The organism is Rhizobium sp. LCM 4573, from assembly GCF_001854865.1.
Lineage (GTDB): Bacteria > Pseudomonadota > Alphaproteobacteria > Rhizobiales > Rhizobiaceae > Neorhizobium.
Window position 1 is genome coordinate 1034711 of sequence record NZ_MDDW01000001.1, and the last position, 17664, is coordinate 1052374.

Annotated in this window: 17 protein-coding genes and 1 pseudogene; 5 read left to right on the top strand and 13 right to left on the bottom strand. The window is 60.3% G+C overall.

Annotation, left to right across the window (positions count from 1 at the left end; all coding sequences use genetic code 11):
- Window positions 1-28: 28 nt before the first annotated feature.
- From LCM4573_RS05080 to LCM4573_RS05100, 5 genes are all read right to left on the bottom strand, one after another.
- Window positions 29-1099: an ABC transporter ATP-binding protein gene (locus tag LCM4573_RS05080; protein WP_071005033.1), complete on the bottom strand. Its 1071-nt coding sequence runs from the start codon at window positions 1097-1099 to the stop codon at window positions 29-31.
- A 3-nt stretch (window positions 1100-1102) separates the two neighbouring features.
- The gene (locus LCM4573_RS05085) at window positions 1103-1894 is read right to left on the bottom strand and encodes an ABC transporter permease (RefSeq protein WP_071005034.1); all 792 of its coding nucleotides are present in this window, start codon (window positions 1892-1894) and stop codon (window positions 1103-1105) included.
- A 10-nt stretch (window positions 1895-1904) separates the two neighbouring features.
- Window positions 1905-2870, bottom strand: coding sequence for an ABC transporter permease (locus LCM4573_RS05090; RefSeq protein ID WP_407071708.1), 966 nt, complete (start codon window positions 2868-2870; stop codon window positions 1905-1907).
- Between the two features lie 98 nt (window positions 2871-2968).
- Window positions 2969-4069, bottom strand: coding sequence for an extracellular solute-binding protein (locus LCM4573_RS05095; RefSeq protein WP_071005202.1), 1101 nt, complete (start codon window positions 4067-4069; stop codon window positions 2969-2971).
- Window positions 4070-4129: 60 nt separating this feature from the next.
- A complete protein-coding gene (locus LCM4573_RS05100) occupies window positions 4130-4870 on the bottom strand; it encodes an aspartate/glutamate racemase family protein (RefSeq protein ID WP_071005037.1) in 741 nt (246 codons plus the stop codon).
- A 348-nt stretch (window positions 4871-5218) separates the two neighbouring features.
- On the opposite strand from LCM4573_RS05100, the gene LCM4573_RS05105 reads away from it, so the two are divergent.
- Both LCM4573_RS05105 and LCM4573_RS05110 read left to right on the top strand, forming a co-directional pair.
- Window positions 5219-5680 (top strand): Lrp/AsnC family transcriptional regulator, encoded by a 462-nt coding sequence (locus LCM4573_RS05105; RefSeq protein ID WP_046795025.1) that lies wholly within the window; start codon window positions 5219-5221, stop codon window positions 5678-5680.
- Between the two features lie 43 nt (window positions 5681-5723).
- The gene (locus LCM4573_RS05110; protein ID WP_071005038.1) at window positions 5724-6797 is read left to right on the top strand and encodes an NAD/NADP-dependent octopine/nopaline dehydrogenase family protein; all 1074 of its coding nucleotides are present in this window, start codon (window positions 5724-5726) and stop codon (window positions 6795-6797) included.
- A gap of 158 nt (window positions 6798-6955) precedes the next feature.
- Here LCM4573_RS05110 and LCM4573_RS05115 read toward each other — a convergent pair whose 3' ends face one another.
- From LCM4573_RS05115 to LCM4573_RS05125, 3 genes are read right to left on the bottom strand one after another with little or no spacing between them, the layout of a single operon-like run.
- A complete protein-coding gene (locus LCM4573_RS05115) occupies window positions 6956-8338 on the bottom strand; it encodes a tripartite tricarboxylate transporter permease (RefSeq protein ID WP_071005039.1) in 1383 nt (460 codons plus the stop codon).
- A gap of 1 nt (window position 8339) precedes the next feature.
- Window positions 8340-8798, bottom strand: a complete 459-nt coding sequence (locus tag LCM4573_RS05120; RefSeq protein ID WP_071005040.1) for a hypothetical protein — start codon at window positions 8796-8798, stop codon at window positions 8340-8342.
- 57 nt (window positions 8799-8855) lie between these two features.
- Complete coding sequence (locus tag LCM4573_RS05125; RefSeq protein ID WP_071005041.1) at window positions 8856-10163, bottom strand: hydroxymethylglutaryl-CoA reductase, degradative; 1308 nt, start codon at window positions 10161-10163, stop codon at window positions 8856-8858.
- 137 nt (window positions 10164-10300) lie between these two features.
- Between LCM4573_RS05125 and LCM4573_RS05130 the strand changes: the two genes are divergently transcribed.
- Window positions 10301-11680, top strand: coding sequence for a PLP-dependent aminotransferase family protein (locus tag LCM4573_RS05130; RefSeq protein ID WP_244505230.1), 1380 nt, complete (start codon window positions 10301-10303; stop codon window positions 11678-11680).
- Window positions 11677-12594 (top strand): hydroxymethylglutaryl-CoA lyase, encoded by a 918-nt coding sequence (locus LCM4573_RS05135; RefSeq protein WP_071005043.1) that lies wholly within the window; start codon window positions 11677-11679, stop codon window positions 12592-12594. The genes LCM4573_RS05130 and LCM4573_RS05135 overlap by 4 nt, the downstream gene beginning before the upstream one ends.
- Before the next feature lie 88 nt (window positions 12595-12682).
- Here LCM4573_RS05135 and LCM4573_RS05140 read toward each other — a convergent pair whose 3' ends face one another.
- From LCM4573_RS05140 to LCM4573_RS05155, 4 genes are read right to left on the bottom strand one after another with little or no spacing between them, the layout of a single operon-like run.
- Window positions 12683-13459, bottom strand: a complete 777-nt coding sequence (locus tag LCM4573_RS05140) for an ABC transporter permease (protein WP_071005044.1) — start codon at window positions 13457-13459, stop codon at window positions 12683-12685.
- Window positions 13446-14264 (bottom strand): ABC transporter ATP-binding protein, encoded by an 819-nt coding sequence (locus tag LCM4573_RS05145; RefSeq protein WP_116285299.1) that lies wholly within the window; start codon window positions 14262-14264, stop codon window positions 13446-13448. The genes LCM4573_RS05140 and LCM4573_RS05145 overlap by 14 nt, the downstream gene beginning before the upstream one ends.
- A gap of 10 nt (window positions 14265-14274) precedes the next feature.
- Window positions 14275-15276 (bottom strand): ABC transporter substrate-binding protein, encoded by a 1002-nt coding sequence (locus LCM4573_RS05150; RefSeq protein WP_071005046.1) that lies wholly within the window; start codon window positions 15274-15276, stop codon window positions 14275-14277.
- Between the two features lie 47 nt (window positions 15277-15323).
- Complete coding sequence (locus LCM4573_RS05155) at window positions 15324-16406, bottom strand: 4-oxalomesaconate tautomerase (protein ID WP_071005047.1); 1083 nt, start codon at window positions 16404-16406, stop codon at window positions 15324-15326.
- Window positions 16407-16510: 104 nt separating this feature from the next.
- Between LCM4573_RS05155 and LCM4573_RS05160 the strand changes: the two genes are divergently transcribed.
- The gene (locus LCM4573_RS05160; RefSeq protein WP_071005048.1) at window positions 16511-17413 is read left to right on the top strand and encodes a LysR family transcriptional regulator; all 903 of its coding nucleotides are present in this window, start codon (window positions 16511-16513) and stop codon (window positions 17411-17413) included.
- A 135-nt stretch (window positions 17414-17548) separates the two neighbouring features.
- Here the strand turns inward: LCM4573_RS05160 and LCM4573_RS28465 are convergent.
- A pseudogene (locus LCM4573_RS28465) lies at window positions 17549-17664 on the bottom strand (LysR family transcriptional regulator); the annotation flags it as partial.

Genomic DNA, 17664 nt, shown 5'->3' on the forward strand with positions numbered 1-17664 from the left:
CAGCCGGTCATCATCATTTGTTTCAGCCTCAGTCGGCGAGCGCCACGGCGTCTTCCTCGCGCCAGCCGATCCACACCCGATCATCCGTGATCTGCGACAACGCCACCGGATCGAGCTGCGCCACGATCGCCTGGCCGTTCGGAAGCTCGATCGTCAGCGAGGTATGGTCGCCCTTGAAAAGACGCTGTGTAATCCGCCCCTCGAAGGCGAGCTTCTCGACGGGTTTGGACGCAAAGACAGATACAGCCTCGGGCCTGAGCGCCACAGCGACACGGCTCCCAATCTGAAGGTCATGACCATTCAGGCCGGCATGAACGATGCTGCCGTTCCATTCGATGGCAGCGAGGCCACCTTTGGTTCCCTTCAATGTCCCTTCGATGAAATTGCTCTCGCCTATGAAGTTCGCCACGAAGCGGCTGCGCGGCCGCGAATAGAGCGTGTGGGGATCGCCCATCTGTTCGATCCGGCCGCTGTTCATCACTACGATCACGTCGGACATGGTGAGCGCTTCCTCCTGATCGTGAGTGACGAAGATGAAGGTCTTGCCGGTCGTCTGCTGGATGGATTTCAGCTCCACCTGCATCTGCTGACGCAGCTTTGCGTCGAGCGCGCTCAAGGGCTCGTCGAGAAGCAAAACGTTGGGGTTGGGCGCAAGCGCCCGCATCAGCGCCACGCGCTGGCGCTGTCCGCCCGAAAGCTGGGCAGGCATCCGGTCGGCGAATTCCTGCAACCTCACGAGAGAGAGAAGCTCCATGGTGCGCTTATGGATTGTCTCCGAGGCAAGCCCTTTCAGCTCCAGGCCGAAAGCCACATTGCGACGGACGGAGAGATGCGGAAAGAGCGCATAGTCCTGGAAGACGATGTTGACGTTGCGCTTGTTGGGCGGCAGCCGACTGATCTCCTTGCCGTCGAGATAGATCTCGCCGGAGGTCGGCGTCTCGAAGCCCCCGAGCATACGCAGCGTCGTGGACTTGCCGCAGCCCGACGGGCCGAGCAGCGTCACGAACTGGCCGGGCTCGATCGAAAGGTCGAGATTGTCGACCGCGACCGAGGAGCCGTAATATTTGTTGACGTTGCGGAATTGAACTACGGGCTGCATCGGTCAGGTCCTCGAACGGCGGGTGAAGTGCTCGGCATAAAGGCCGACGGCTGCGGTCACGATCAGGACCAGCGTCGCCATGGCGTTGATTTCGGGCGACATACCGCCCTGCACCTTGGCGAAGATCAACATGGGGAGCGTCGGCTGATAACCGCCCAGGAAGAAGGTGCGGACGAAATCGTCGATACTGGTCAGCACGCAGAAGATCATGCCCCCGACAAGCGCCGGCGCCAGGAAGGGGATGGTGATCCGGATGAAGGCGATGAAGCTGTCGGCGCCGAGATCGCGCGCGGCATCGATGAGGTTGTTCGGCATCGAACGCAGCCGCGTCAGCACCATGATCACCACGAAGGGCACGGCATGCACGGTATGCCCGAGGATGATCGCGCCCGTCCCTGTCGGAATGTCGAGCACGCGGATGAAGATGCGCATCGAGATCGCGTTGATGAGGCCCGGAACGACGGCGGGAAGGCAGGCGAACGCGAAGATCGCCGCCCGTCCCCATATGCCTTCGGCCGAGATCAGCAGCGCGATCCATACCCCCATGATGGTGGCGAAGATCGTCGTCATCAGCGCGATAAAGATCGAATAGCCGGACGCCTCCAGGAACTGCTTGTCCTGTACCACCTTGGCATACCAGCCGAGCGTCCAGTCGCCGATCGGAAAAGCGATGAAGTTGGCATCCTTGAAGCTCATCGCCATCATCAGCGTGAGCGGCAGGAGAAGGTATATGACGAAGACCCAGTAGGAGGCCTGGAGCGCAGTCTTCGGGGCATCGGAGAAATAATGGCGCATGGTCGTCCCCTCACATCAGCCGGACCGAGCGTCCGCCCGCGACCCGCATGAAAAGCCCTACGGTCGAAAGCGAAACGGCCAGCATCAGGATGGAAAAGGCTGCACCCTCCGGCCACTTATCGCTCGAACCGTGGAAGAGGCTCGCGATGATTTCCGGGAAGATCACCGAATTCGGGCCTCCGAGCAGTAGAGGCGCGGCGAACACGCCGATCGAGGTCAGATAGACCAGACTGCAGCCGGATACGATCCCGTCCTTGGAAAGTGGCAGGATGACGCGGCGGAACCTTTGGAACGGCCCCGCCCCGAGATCGGCCGCGGCATCGATGAGCTGCGGCGGTATCTTCTCGATCGCCGAATAGAGCGGCAGGAGCATATAGAGGGCGAGCAGGTAGATGACCCCGAAGCTCAAGGAAAAGTAATTGTAGAGGAGCGGTATGGGCCGGTCGATGAAACCGATCTCCCGCAAGAGCACGTTCACCGCGCCGCGATTGGCAAGCAGCATGATGACGGAGAAGGTGCGGATCAGCTCGCCCGCCCAGAATGGAATGAGCAGCAGCAGCAGCGCCCGCGTGCGGTTCTGCGGCTTGATGATCTTGGCGACGTAATAGGCGACCGGATAGGTGACGACCAGCGCGGCCACCGTCACCACCGCCGCGAAGATCAGGCTGCGCACGAAGGGCAGGAAATAGAGCGGCTCCTGGAAAAACAGCCGGTAATTGCCGAGCGTATGGATGGGGCCCTCCGCCGCCGGCGGATAGTTGTCCAGGAAGCTGATCCGGGCCATCTGGTAGATCGGGCCGACATGAAGCAAGACGATCCATGCCAGCGGCACCGCCAGCAGCAGGACAAGCTTTGCCCTGGCACTGTTGGCGACCAGGCCGATCGTGGCCGAATAAAGCCCCGAGGCTGTGACTTTCCCTATCCAACCGGCATAAGCCGGCCCGGCGCGGGGCGCCGAGGCTCTTGTCTCAGTCATGCTGCTATCGACCATTTCATCTGTTCCCGGACTTCTCTTTTATCGGCCGGCCTCCACCGGAGGCCAGCCTGTTTGTGCGATCGGAGGTAAATTGCCGGTCAGGCGGCTTTGATTTCTGCCGTGGCCTTGTCGATCATGTCGTTCTTCATGTCGCGGTTGATCGGGCTGAAGAATTGCACCCGCTGCATCTGCTCGTCCGGCAGAGCGTTTGCCGCCCGCTCGCGGTCGTTGAGCACCTTGTCGACGCCCGCAAACGCCGAGGCAAAACCGGACTGGCGGGTCATCGCCGCGCCGATCTCCGGCGAGGAGAGGATGGCATCGAGGAAGGTATAGGCCGCATCCGCGTTCGGCGCGTTGTTGACGACGTTGAAGGAATACAGGAAGCCGTAAGTGCCCTCCTTAGGAACCGAAAGCTCGATCGGATGGCCATCCATGATGAGTTTCGCCGCCGGACCAGACCAGGCCTGCGCTACATAAATGTCCTCGTTGACGAACATCTGCTGCACTTCGGAGCCCGCGTCATAATATTTGCGCACCATGTCCTTGTGTTGGATCAGGTAGTCGCGGGCCTTGTTGGTCGCCGCCTGCGCGACGTCCGGCTTGTTTTCATAGGTCACATAATCGCCGTCGTCACCGAGATAGCGCATGGTGATCGAGAGGAAGTCGGAGATGATGTACGAAGTGAGGCCCTTGTATTCTTCATCGAACATGATCGACCAGCTATCGCTGGCCTTGGTGTAGTCCGTGTTGCGCACCAGGCCCTCGAAGCCGGCGAGCAGCGGCATCCCGTAGGTCGAGCCGTCGATGGTGAGCTGCGGCGCGCCGGTATAGGCGGGGGCGAGATTGCCCCAGTTCTTCAGCCGCCCAGTATCGAGCTTCGCCAGAAGATTTGACTTGATGAACTGCGAGATGCGGTGACCAGTAACGGTCACGATATCGGTCGAGGGCGACGAACCCTCGGCCGAAAGCAGATTGTACTGCTTGCCCTGGTCGTCCGTCAGGCGCACGCGCACCTCGATGCCCGTATCCTTCTGGAACCGGTCGATGAATTCCTGCGGAACGAACTTGTCGTAGGTCGTGATGTTGACGACCTTGCCTTGCGCGAAAGCCGGGCGAATGATGGAGGGGGCTGCCAGCACGCCGGTACCGGCAGCAAGGAGCTTGAGGGTCGAACGGCGGGTTTGTCTGAAGTCTTTCATGTCGCTCTCCTTTTTCATCTTGTCCGGGTTCTTGACGGCATGCAGACTTCACACCCCCAGCTAGTGTATCGGCGCTGCCAGCCCCATTTCTCCCCTGGCCGAACGGATCGGCTCAAGCGAAATCCCCACTGCCGCATCCGCGTGCAGGAGGGTGGAATCGAAGGTCGGAATGTCGAAGTCCGCAGCGCTCACCAGAAGGCCGATCTCGGTGCAGCCAAGGATGACGCTGTCGGCGCCGGCGGCTTTCCCCTTTTCAACGATCTCCTTGTAGCGCCGGTGCGAGCTGTCCTTCACCACGCCGCAGCACAGCTCCCCGAATATGATGTCGTGCACATCCTGCCGATCGTCGGCATCGGGTATCAAGACCTCGAAGCCGAAATTCTCCTCCATGCGCTTGCGATAGAAGTCCTGCTCCATCGTATAGCGGGTGGCGAGCAGTAGCGGACGGCGGCATCCGGCCTCGGCGATCGCCTCGCCCGTCACATCGGCAATGTGAATCAGCGGCACTCCGACGGAAGCCTGCACCTCATCCGCCAGCAGATGCATCGTGTTGGTGCAGATCAGGATCATATCCGCACCCGCCTGCTCGAGTTCCTTCGCCACCTTGCTCAATTCACCGGCTGCCTGCTCCCAAGCCCCTAATTTTTGAAGGGTTACGATATCGTGAAAATTCACGGAGCGCAGCACCACATCCGCAGAATTTAGACCTCCCAATGCTTCTCGTACCTGCTCGTTGACCCTCCGATAATAAACGGCGGTGCTTTCCCAGCTCATGCCGCCGATCATGCCTATCCTTTTCATTTTCCATCCCTTCGGTTTGTTGTCTTGATCCTGGGACGATATCCAACAACGACAGAAGGCAGGTTGCTTTTTCGCCCCATAAAGGGATAGATTTCGTAAGATCATCCTATTTGAAATGGATTGCATAGGACATTTATACAAATCAGGAGGAATGTTTAAATCATAATCACAACGCCTGAAAATTGGGCCGGGTTTCCTGGGTGAGCTGAGAAATCGAAAGCGCCTTCCGCCGGGTTATAACCGCCGAAGCAGCCCGGAAGCCAAGAAGCCCTCTTCATACGGAAGCCAGGAACTGAAAAAATTCACCTACGAAATCGCAAGAATTGAAAATCTGTCCCGGAGGCGAGCATGTTCGACCACATCGACCGAAAGATCATCGAGATACTCCAGCAGAACGCCGAGAAATCGGTGGTCGAGATCGCAGACGAAGTCGGCCTTTCCCATACGCCCTGCTGGCGCCGCATCAAGCGCATGGAAGACATGGGCCTGATCCGCAGCCGCGTGGCGCTGATCGACCGCCGCATGGCAAACGTCCCCATGACCATCTTCATCTCCGTGAAGGTACCACGGCACACGACGACCTGGCTCGATACCTTCCGCAAGGAGATCCGCGACATTCCGGAAATCCTGGAGGCTTACCGCCTGACCGGCGAGACCGACTACCTGCTGCGCACGGTCGTTCCCAACATCGACGTCTACGATCAGGTCTATAAGAACCTCATCAGCCGCGTGGAGTTTTCCGACCTCAGTTCCTCCATCGCCATGGAGGAAATGAAGTTTACAACGGCCTTGCCGACGAAATACATGTAAGGCCTCCCACCCAGCCGCCCCTCGAGCAGACGAAGGAACCCCCATGCGCGTCAGCATTCTCGGAGCCGGAGCAATCGCCTTCGGTGTCGCCGCCTATCTCGCCAGGAACGGCCACGATCCGATGCTCTGGTCCCCATCGGGCAAGCGCACCCGCGCCTTAGCCGAGGGAGAAGCCCTGGTCGCAAAGGGCGCCGTGGAATTCTCCGGTAAGGTCCGCGTCGCGAAGGATTGCGCCGAAGCCGTCAATGACAGCGAAGTCGTCATCATTGCCATGCCCGCCAACGGCCACCGCGCGGCGTTCGATGCCGCAATCCCGCATCTGCGGCCAGGCCAGCCGGTCATCATCTCCTCGCATAGCTCCTTCGGCGCGCTTTACCTTTCGAAAGGTCTCGCCGCCCGCGGCGTGCGCCTGCCGATTTCCGTCTGGGGCACGACCGTGCTGACCGGGCGTCAGCAGGGCGAAACGGCCGTGAACGTCAACACGGTGCGCCAGAAGATCGATGTCGCCACCCTGCCGAAATCCGAGATCGATGCCGGCCATGCGCTCTGCACGGAGCTTTTCGGCGACCGTTTCGTCAAGCGCGACGGGCTACTCGCGATCGCGCTCAGCAATTTGAATCCGCAAAACCATCTCGGCATCGCCCTCCTCAATCTCACCCGCATGGAAAAGGGCGAGACCTGGGGCCAGGGCGACAACATCACGCCGACCGTCGGCCGGGTGATCGAGGCGCTCGACGAGGAGCGGCTGGCGATAGCAAAGAGCTTCGGCCTTTCAGTCCGCACTGTCCGGGAGCATTTCTCGCTCTCCTTCCACGTGCCGATCGGCACCGTCTCGGAAATGAACCAGCAGATGCACGCGGCAGGCCGCGGCGGCTTCGGCCCTTCCACGATCGACAGCCGCTATATTTTCGAGGATGTCCCCTTCGGCCTCGTGCCTACCTCGCTGCTCGGCCGGCTGAGTGGCCATCCTGCTCTCCTGCATGAAGCAGGAACGGCCCTTCTTTCCGCTGCAACCGGCAGGGACCTCGCCGCCGAGAACGATCTTCTGCCGCATCTCGGTCTCGAAAAGCTTACCATCGGAGAACTCGAAACATTGTGCGCCAACGGCTATTGGTAGCTCCGGAGAGACGCGCATCAGCTCTCCAGGATGCGTGCCTTGGGGCGAACGACGGCAGGCGTCAAAGTATTGCGCCTCAACGGCTACGATCGAGGGCGTCCCGCCGGTGAGCATAGGGACGCCCCGACTGCCGTTTGGAAAGCTCGGAATAGCTCCGGCTACCCGATGAGCTTGAGCAGGGCCGGAACGCTGAGCACCGCTGCATAATAGCCCATGAACTGGACGCCGGTATTCATGCCCAGCACGCGATAGAGCAGACCGCCCACCAGTCCCACGGTGAGGATGACCAGCAATGCCAGGAGACCGCCCTCCCACAGACCGATCACCAGCACCAGTCCGACGAATGTGGCGATGATCGCCTCATGGCTGATGCGCTTGGCGACGAAGGCCGCGGCGCTGCGTGCATGGTTCATCGCGAACGGATAGGCGATCAGCGTGGCGATCACGACCGAAACCAGCCCCCAGATCAGGAATTCCGGCACCGAAAGCATCGTGTGCAGGTTGTTGACCACGCCCGTCTCGCTATTGACGGTGAAACGCGGCGGCGCGTTGAACAAAGGCGCGGCGGGACCGGCGGCAACCGGGCTCAGCGGCAGGCCGAAAGCGATCAACGGGATCAGCGCCTCGGCGATATAGGTCGATTCCGTCACGCCGTTTCGAACGGCGAGAACGGAGGTCAGCCGATGATAGGCGTGCTTGATGCGCGCACCCACCACCTCGCCCGCGATCACCGTCATTGCCACGGGGCTGAAAACGAAGGTCGCGCTGGTGACGGCGGCGGCCGCAGCCGTGGCCTGCGTCTGGCTGCGGTCGAGCACGCGGAACGGGTTGGGGAAATATCCGCCCCATCCCTTCACGTCCGGAGCGAGCGTGGTTTCGCGCAGTTCGCTGCGATTCATGCGCTTGCGCTCCAGCGGCGACGAAGCCGAGATGAGTTCGGCCACCAGGGGACCAACGGCGATGCCCAGGAAATAGCTGACGCCCAGCTTCACGTCATGCCCCGCGGTAAACCCCTGCAGTGCCACGATGAGCAAGGTGAAGGGGATGAGCGCGATGATAGAAGCCCAGCGCCCCGCCGAGAAATAGGCGATCAGCACGGAAGCCGCGATGAAAAGCCAGGGGGCCGAGGCGGTGATGTAGCTGCCGAAAGGCGCGAGGATCACCGCGAAGAGCACCGCCAGAGGTACCGCGATGAAGGCCGAGATGACCGATCCGGCCAGCATCTTGCGCAATGCGATATGCGGCGCACCGAGATTGCGCAAAGCCGCTGCCTGCTGCAACAGCGGTAGCGCCATCGTGTCGCCCGGAATGCCCAGCAACGCCGTCGGCACCGCATGCGTCATGTGCTTGGAAACCGCCGCGCACATCCAGAAGGTGAAGACGCCGGCCGGCGGGGCGCCGAGCAACACCACCAGCAGCGTTACCGGCGCGATCGTCGTTGTTTCATCGGTACCCGAAACCAGCCCGATGGCCGAGAACAGCACGGAACCCAGCAGACCAAGTGCCAGCGCAATGAGAATTTCGTAAAGCAAGCCGTCCATATCAGTTCCCCTCCCCGCTGCGGACACGATTGCGCTCATAGTCGCGGAAAAGGTCGTAAAGCCCGACCTCCTTCATCTCTCCAGCAACGGAGGCGGGCAGGTCTTCCACATTGCCGATCGGGCCACCTTCCTGCACGAGCTGGTCGAGCACTTCGGTCTGCCACATGGCGCCGGTCGGGATCTCCTCGACGACGACGCGCTTGGGCCTGAAGGCGCGGGCGCAGATCGCCCCGCCGATAATGCAGCCGATAATGCCCGCAAGCATTGCGAGCGCCTTGCCGATGGCTGGCGTTGCGGCGAGCGGTGCGATGGTTTCAAGCGCAACGCCATAAACGGCGAGGCTTACCGCCGCGCCGATGAGAATGGCCTTGCCGAGCTGCGGACGCGATACGACATCGCCCCAGATTTCGGCAAGTTGCCCTTCCGTGCCCGCCGCGCGGGCCGGAGTTCGATCCGTCATGTTGTCCTCCCATGATTGGGCGACCGGCGAAGCTCCCCCTCCCCCGATCGCGGATTTTCAGATGCCTTTGCGGATTTCGGCCAGAATTTCCTCCGCCCGCGCGGCGCGCACGTCATGATCGGCGGCGAGCCTGCGGGAGACGATATCGATCTCCTCGCCGGTCGCGCCGGCACCGATGGCGATATTGCGGGCATGCAGCGCCATATGGCCGCGCTGTATCCCCTCGGTCGCCAGCGCCCGGAGCGCCGCCATGTTCTGCGCAAGCCCGACCGCCACGGTGACTTCGGCCAGTTCCACGGCAGAACCGACATTCAGAACCTGCAGCGCGGCCTGTGCCGCCGGATGGGTCTTCGTCGCCCCGCCTACCAGGCCGAGCGCCATGGGCATTTCGATCGTGCCGACCAGATTGCCCTTCGCGTTGATCTCCCACGTCGTGAGCGACGTATAATGCCCGGTGCGCGCCGCATAGGCATGAGCGCCCGCTTCTATCGCGCGCCAGTCATTGCCGGTAGCCACCACCACGGGATCGATGCCGTTCATGATGCCCTTGTTGTGGGTCGCCGCGCGATAAGGATCGACAGCAGCGAATTCATAGGCATCGATGATCCCTTCGATCATGCGCCGGCCCGAAAAATCCTTGGTCGCCAGCGCTTCCTCTGTCACCTCGATACGGGCGCGCGCCAGGCGCAGGTCGGCAAGGTTCGACAGGATGCGCAACCGCACCTCGCCGCCGGTGATGCGCTCGACGATCGGAGCGATCGCTTCCGCCATGGTGTTTACGGTATTGGCGCCCATCGCATCGCGAACGTCGACCAGCAGATGCAGGACGACCATCGGGCCGCGCGCCGTCGAGGAAAAAACGTGAACCTCTATGTCGCGGCATCCTCCGCCGAACTTGACCAGAACCGGGTCCTTGGCATTCGCCGCCTCGATGATTTCATCGCGCGAGGCAAGGATGGCGAGGCGCGCGCCGAACGGATCGGTGATGCCGAGAAGCTGGACCTGCGCCCGCATGACGGGAGCGGTGGACGACGTCTGGAAGCCGCCGCAGCCGCGCACGATCCGCGCCATGTAGGATGCCGCCGCGACGACCGAGGGCTCTTCCACCGCCATCGGCACCAGATATTCGCGTCCGTTGATCAAGAAGTTCGTCGCGACGCCCATCGGCAGCTGGAACGTGCCGATCACGTTCTCGATCATGCCGTTGGCGCGATCGACCGGCAGCGCATCGGGCGCGGCAAGTGTCGCACGCGCCTGATCGTCTAACCCGGCTGCGGCGGCCACCTGATCCAGCCGCTCTGCGGGCGCCAGATTGCGAAAGTTTTCGAGCCGCGAGGTCGCGGTCCGTTTTGGCGTCCTATTCAAAAAATCCTCCCGGCAGTCTGCAATCACGAAGCCGAAGCTTGCGTTCGACGTAAACTGTCCTAAAATTCCCGCATCAATCAAGGGACAGTTGATGGGTAAATCAACAACACTGTCCCAGCATGATTTTGGGACAAGTCATGAGCCGGGTGGATAACATCGTCGCGCAGATCAGCGGGCAGATTTCGTCCGGGCTCTACCGCGCCGGACAGAAACTGCCATCGGTGCGGGGTGGAGCGGAACAGTTCAGCGTCTCGAAAAACACCATGGCCGAAGCTTATGATCGCCTCGTCGCACGCGGGCTGGCCGTGGCGCGGCAGGGTTCAGGCTATTACATCACCGGCAACCGTCCTCCTCCCGCGCCCCGCATCCGGCCGGACGTCACCGAGGCGACGAGCATCGTTTCGCTGCTTCGCGAGCAGCTCGACCAACATTACGAGACCCGCCCCGGCGATGGCCGCCCTCCGGCAAGCTGGACCGAGGACGGACATATGCGCCGCATCCTGCGCTCCGGGCGAACCGCGACGGGGGAGATCGAGTTCGGCTATGGCAGTTCCTGGGGTCTCGGCGCATTGCGGGACTGGCTGCGCATGTCGCTTGCCGAAAGATCGATCCCCACCGAACCGGATGGCATCATGCTGACCAGCGGGGTCAACCATGGGCTTGATCTGATCATCCGTCACCTTATCGAGCCGGGCGATACGGTCTTTGTCGATAGTCCCGGATATTATCCGCTCTTCGCCAAACTCAGACTGGTCAAGGCGACGGTCATTCCGGTGCGCCGCCTCGAGGATGGGCCGGACCTCGCCGACCTCCAGGAAAAGCTTGCGCAGCATCATCCGAAGGTCTTTTTCACGCAAAGCCAGGCGCATAATCCGACCGGCGGCATGCTTTCGCCCGCCACCGCCTTCAGTCTTCTGCAGTTGGCGGAGATCCATGATTTCCGCATCGTCGAGGACGATATCTTCGCCGATCTGCTGGCTCCCACCCTGCCGCGCCTAGCGGCCTTCGGCCAGCAGCGGCGCGTGCTTTATGTCGGGTCCTTTTCCAAGACGCTCTCGGCAAGCCTGCGCTGTGGCTATGTCGCGGGAGATCCTGATCTGATCCGCGGCTTGGTCGACCTGAAGATGATCACCACGGTCGCCACCTCAGCCCATGTGGAGCGGTTGGTGACGGACATGATCGAAAGCGGCCAGTATCTCAAGCATCTGCGCCRCCTGCGCAGCCGCATGGAGGATGCCAGCAAGGCGACCATTCGCGCACTTTCCGATATCGGGCTCGAAGTGGCGCTGCCGCGCGTGCCCGGATTCTACCTTTGGGTCCCCCTGCCTCACTCCGTCGATGAGCGTGAATTCTGCCGCCGGGCCGCCGCAGCCGACATATTTGTAGCACCGGCGAGCGTCTTTCACACCGACCGCGACCCACCCCGCCGGCCGGGAATGCGGGTCAATGTCGCCTATGGCGCGGATCCCCGCTTCTGCGCCTTCTTGCGCCAGGAACTTGGAACATCGGACACATGAGCGAAAATATGGAACATATCCGGCTGGTCGAAGTCGGCCCCCGCGACGGCCTGCAGAACGAGGCGCGCCCGCTGGGCGTCGCGGACCGCGTGGCCATGATCGAAGGCCTGATCGCCGCGGGCCTCACCACCATTGAGGCGGGCAGCTTCGTCTCGCCCAAATGGATGCCGCAAATGGCGGATTCGGCCGAGGTTTTTCGCCGCTTGACCAAGCGCGAAGGACTGAACTTACCCATGCTGGTGCCCAACCTGAAAGGTTTCGAAGCCGCCCTGGACACCGGCGTCGAGGAAATCGCCATCTTCGCCTCTGCATCGGAAAGCTTCTCGCAAAAGAACATCAATTGCTCGATCGCTGAAAGCTTCGAGCGGTTCGCGCCGGTCATGGAAGGCGCGCGTGCGGCAAAAATCCGCGTCCGTGGTTATGTGTCATGCGTGCTGGGCTGCCCCTATGAGGGGCCTGTCGCGCTTGCGGCGGTGGTGAATGTCGCGAAACGATTGTACCGCTCGGGCTGTTATGAAATCTCGCTCGGCGATACAATAGGGGTCGGCACTCCCCACGCAGCAGCCGCCATGGTGCGCGCCGTCGCGGGCGAGGTTCCCATGACGGCACTGGCGCTTCACGAGCACAATACCTATGGCCAGGCGCTCGCGAACATACTGGCCTGCCTCGAAGAAGGCGTGCGGGTGTTCGACGCCTCGGTCGGAGGGCTTGGGGGATGCCCCTATGCCAAGGGCGCAACCGGCAATGTCGCGACCGAAGAACTTGTTTATATGCTTGAAGGCATGGGCATGCGCACGGGCATCGACATCGATGCGCTATGCCGGGTGGCGCTGGAGACATGTGCGAAGCTTGGACATGAACCCGCCTCCGGCGTCGCAAGGGTCTTTGCCGCGAAAAACCGCCGACCGGAATGACGCTGGCTTGCCGCTGAAAGCGGCCGAAGAAAGCTGCGCAGTGCTGGAAAATTGCCCTGCTCTGCGCAGCTAAGACACGGATGAACGCTCAGGCAGGCCGTTCCTCACCGGCTTTCGGCCGCCAGGTGATGAGCTTCTTCTCGGCCACATCGAGAATGAGATCGATGATCAACACGAAGATGGCCAGAATGATGATCCCGGCGAAGACGCCGACAGCATCGAAATTGCCCTCGGATCGGGCGATAAGGTAGCCGAGGCCAGCCGACGCCCCTAGGTACTCCCCGATAATGGCGCCGACGACCGCGAATCCTACCGAAGTGCGGAGTGACGACAGTATCCAGCTTGCCGCCGCCGGGAAGTATACGTGGCGGAGAAGATCAGAACGCTTCGCCCCCAGGATGCGGGTGTTGGATAGGACGACAGGGTTGACCTCCCGGACACCCTGCATGGCGTTGAAGAAGGTCACAAAGAAGACGAGCGTCACCGCAAGCGCAACTTTCGACCAGAGGCCCAGCCCCAGCCAGAGTACGAAAATGGGCGCGAGCACGACACGCGGCACCGCATTGACCGCCTTGATGAACGGATCGAGCACGCGCGCGACGAATGGACTCAACCCGAGCCAGACGCCAGCGCCGACCCCGAGGCCGGTACCGATCAAATAGCCGAGGACAGTCTCGCTGAGGGTGATGCCGACATGCTTGTAGAAGCCTGGATCGACGACCCAGTCGATGACCTGCTTCACAATGTCCAAAGGTGCCGGAAAGAAAAACCGATCGATGGTGCCGGAAGCAACCCCCATCTGCCATCCRCCGAGGATGAAAACGAGGAGGGCGATCTGGATTAGGCGAACATTAATGGCTTGCATAGCTTTTCTCCACTTCGCCGCGCAGCGACGCCCAAATATCGCGGTAGAGGGTCATGAATCGTGAATCGAGTTTGATTTCGGCCACGTTTCGCGGCCGTTCCAAATCGACCGGGAAACTTTCGATCACACGGCTTTTCGGCCCGGCCGCCAACACCACAACGCGATCTCCAAGCGCGATTGCTTCCTCAAGATCATGTGTGATCATGACGACTGCCCTGCGGTCCTCCTGCCAGAGCCTGAGAAGTTCGTTCTGCATGAGATGCCGCGTGTGAATATCAAGTGCCGAGAAGGGTTCGTCCATCAAGATCACCTTCGGCTCCGTGATCAAAGCCTGCGCCATCTGAACGCGTTTGCGCTGCCCGCCTGACAGTTGATGAGGGAAACGGCCCTCGAAGCCTTTCAGSCCCACCTTTTCGAGCCACGCCATGACCTTTGAATGCCGCTCCTGAGCGTCAACGCCTCGAAAAAGAAGGCCGAGCTCTACGTTCTGATAAGCCGTTTTCCAGGGGAGCAGCGCATCCTGCTGAAACAGATATCCGATACTGTTCTGAACGCCTTTAACGGGCGCTCCATCGATTGAAACATCGCCTTCGGCTGGCTTCAGCAATCCGGCAATAGCGTTCAAGATGGTCGACTTACCGCATCCGGTCGGTCCGACGATCGAAAGAAACTCGCCGTTACCTACCTCCAAGTCGACGTTCTGCACCGCGACGAATGAACCAAACGCCATGGTTACATTTTCGATAGAAACCATCGGCTTGGCGACGGACGTCACCGGCTCCAACTTTCTAGCTGACAAGGACATTGCTAACCTCTCAGTTCGCGGCCGACTGCGCAGCAGCCTCGACGAATTTGTTCGTGTAGGTGGTGTTCAGATCGATGGTCGCTTTTCCAACCGCTTCATTGAAGCTCTTGAGAACTGCCAACGGCGTTTCGAGGTCATCCGGAACGAATTTCCCATCGGTCGAAAAGATGGCTTTTGCCGCCTCGACGGCCTTGATATACGTCTGCTTGTCTCCGGACACGAAGTCATCGGGAAGCTGTTCGACGATCTCCTCAGCCGAGTGCTCGTTCATCCAATGAAGCGCCTTGACCGTGGCGTTGGTGACTTTCTGGATCACCTCCGGATTGGCGTCGATATAATCCTGATTGGCGTAGAGCACGGAGGTCGGATAGATGCCGCCGTATACCGCCTTCGCTCCTTCATCGCTTCGTGCGTCGATGAGAATCTTCCCCAGCCCACGCTCGACTACGATGGTTGCAGCCGGATCATAGTTTACCAGAAGGTCGATCTTGCCCTGTTGAAGAGCCGCAACGGCGGCCGCACCTGATCCGACCCCGATGATCGAAACATCGTTATCCGTCAGGCCATGCTGCTTCAGGTAATAACGGATGAAGAAGTCCGAAGATGACCCCGGAGACGTGATGCCTACCCTCTTCCCCTTGATGGTTTCCGGCTTTTCAGGATCGAAATCGGTATCATTGGTACCCGCCAGCACAAGGCCGGAATTGCGTGCGAGCTGAATGAAGCCGACGACATGCTTTCCCTGCGACTGCATCTGGATCGTGTGATCGTAGAAGCCCACCGCTACGTCGGTAGACCCGGCGACGAGCGCCTGCAGGACCTTCGAACCGCCTTGGGCAAAGTTTTCAGTCGTTACATCCAGGCCTTCCTCCTCATAAAAGCCAAGGCTTTCGGCAACCGGGAAAGGAAGGTTATTGAGGTTGTAGGAACCAACGCTCATCCGAACGGACTCGGCATTTGCTGAAGCCGCGAACGCACAGAGAGCGGCGGTTGCAATCAGGTATTTACTCATAGTTTCTCCTCCAATTTGAAACTCTGGTTTTCGCGGAATTTGCGAATTCACGCTGCGTCCTCGACGGTTTCCGCAGGTTTAGCGAAGACATAGCCCTCGAAAAGCCGGCGGGCCGTTCGGACGAGGCCGGCTACTATAGCCCCTTGTCTCATCTCCAATTGAACGTCGAGACGTCCGGAAGGGTGCTCGATGCCAATTTGTGCAGGAACGTCTGGATGGCCTGCGATCTCGGCTGCGATCGTCCCATCGGAAACGGCTGCAGTGGCGATACCGACTGCTCCCGTCGTTGCGAGCGCCGGATGGCACTCATACGGCATGAAGTAGCGGACCGATAACGTTCCGCCCCTGCGGCCTGGCGAGATCAGGACAGGTTTGGGAATGACCATGTCCGAGACGTCGCCCATGCCCATCAATGCACCCGCCTCGGTGCGGATTTTCGCCATCCGGGCTATTAGATCACGGTTGGCCGAAAGGGCCTGGGCATCCTCGTAGCCGGTGACGCCCAAATCGCTCGATCTCATCAAAACCATGGGTATTGCACAGTCGATTGCGGTTACCTGCACACCATCGATTTCATCCTTCGGCCTGCCCGTCGGCAGCAACTTTCCCGTTTTGGCGCCTGCGGCATCGACGAACGTAAGAGAGATCGGCGCGGCAAGACCCGGAACGCCGTCGATCGACGCGTCTCCAAGATAGATCACCTCATTCCCGCGCGTCGGGACCTTTGCCTCGATCAGCTTGCCGGTATTGACATTGTGGATGCGCACCAAAGTCTCGACCTCTCCGGCGCGCACAAGACCAGCCTCGATAGCGAAGGGACCGACCGCAGCGAGCATGTTTCCACAGTTCGGCGAATAATCGACGTATTGCCGATCGGTGCGCACCTGCGCGAAGAGGTAGTCGATGTCGGCGCCGGCAATCGATGGGGAGCCGATGATCGCGACCTTGGAGGTCACCGGATTGCCGCCGCCAATACCGTCGATTTGCAGCGGGTGYCCCGACCCCATGATTGACAGCAGCGCCGCGTCACGCTCGCCGCGATTGCTTGGAAGATCCGATGCCAAAAAGAACGGTCCTCGGGAGGTGCCTCCACGCATCAACACGCAAGGAATCTTGAGAAGATCGTTCATATCAGCCTCAGTATTGCACAGTTTGGATCAATGAGTCCGCTTATTGCAATATGGGCAACAAAGATGTATCTGTTAAATGCAATGTTTTACGGGATTATTGCGATATGAGCATCAATTGCGAGATATTGGATCTCCGAGCCTTCCAGGCGGTCGTAGAGCTTGAAAGTTTCCATCGGGCTGCGGAGGCGCTTCATATTTCCCAGCCAGCATTGACGCGGCGTATTCAGAAACTGGAGCAATCCATCGGGGCTCCTCTGTTGGAGCGCACGACGCGTCATGTCGCCCCCACCGCCATGGGCCAGGAAGTGATGCCGCTGGTTCGGCGAATGCTGGAAGAATTCGACGGCTCGCTCTTTGCCATCAAGGATGGCGGCTCACAACGGCGCGGGCTGATCACCATGGCGTGCGTTCCGACGGYGGCATTCTATTTTCTGCCCACCGTCATACGAACCTTCAGCACGGAATATCCTCACATCAGACTGCGAATACGTGATCTGACGGCCAATGAAGGATTGCAAGCCGTCGCGCGGGGGGAAGTTGAGTTCGGCATCAATCTCATGGGCAATTCCGATCCGGATCTCCTGTTCGAGCCCCTGATCAACGATCCATTCGTTCTGGCCACGCGCAAGGACCATCCGCTGGCGGATTTCGAGACCATCCAGTGGAGTCAGCTTGAACCGTATCCACTCGTCGTGGTGGACCGCTCAAGCGGGAACAGAACGCTGCTGGATGGCGCCCTCGCCAAATGTAACCTCAAACTGAACTGGTTCTATGAGGTCACCCACCTCAATACGTCCTTGGGCCTTGTGGAAGCGGGCCTGGGCATATCCGTCCTTCCTAACTTGGCGACCCCCCAGGAAGAACACCCGTTTCTCATCACGAGACCGATTGTCGATCCAGTAGTTACACGTACGATAGGTATCGTTCGAAGGCGAGGCGGAGCACTATCCCCAGCGGCAGAAAAATTCATCGAAATGCTTCTGACGACTTGGAAGGGTGCCGGATAGCGTATTCGTTCCAACGGATTAGGGCGAGGCGTCAGATACATTCATGCCGCTACGCCGGGAAGTCGCTGTTCCCCTGGATCGACGATAGGCGTCGTCAAGACGGCGGCGCGCTGGGCGTTACTTGGTGATTGGGCGTCATCTCTGATTGCGGATGTATTCGAGGAAAACCCGCATGGCGGCGCTCGTATGCCGCCGGCTCGGATAATACAGATACCAGCTCGGCAGCTTCTTCTTCCAGTCGCTGAGCAATT